The organism is Paenibacillus sp. JJ-223 (assembly GCF_927798175.1).
Lineage (GTDB): Bacteria > Bacillota > Bacilli > Paenibacillales > Paenibacillaceae > Paenibacillus > Paenibacillus hubeiensis.
Genome location: NZ_CAKMMP010000044.1, coordinates 1 through 512, shown reverse-complemented (window position 1 = coordinate 512; position 512 = coordinate 1). Strand labels below are relative to the sequence as shown.

The window sequence follows — 512 nt, the reverse complement described above, 5'->3', positions numbered from 1 at the left end:
CACTCCACAGGCAAATACATCAAAGGCTACACCATGCTCACCCTCGGTTGGTCGGACGGTTTTAGCTTTGCGCCGCTCGATTTTGTCATGCTGTCTTCCGCCAAACTAGCCAATCGCTTTTGCGAAATGGCCTCCCATCTCTCGAGGCGTAGCCATGGATACAAACGCCGAATGGAGTCTTTTTTCCGTAAGCCTGATGCGGTTGTAGGCTTGTTAGACCGAGCTTTAAAAGCCGGCTTCACTGCGGATTACGTGCTCACGGACAGTTGGTTTACGCAAGCTCCACTTCTTCGCCAGCTCACAGACCGAGGTCTGCCTGTGATTGGAATGATCAAAGAAATGAAGCAGCGATATCTCGTACAGGGACAGCGAATGACACTGAGTGCCGTGTTTCAAAGCCTGTCCAAATCGAGTACAAACGACATCAAAGGTTCTGTGGTTGTGCATACTTCGTGTGGTCTGCCCGTGAAGCTTGTATTTGTGCGCAACCGAAATAAGAGACGAGAATGGCT

Annotated in this window: 1 protein-coding gene; it reads left to right on the top strand. The window is 50.4% G+C overall.

Going from position 1 to position 512, the window contains the following annotated elements:
* On the top strand, nucleotides 1-512 hold a 512-nt coding region (locus L6H98_RS31195), incomplete at both ends, for a transposase (protein ID WP_236421568.1).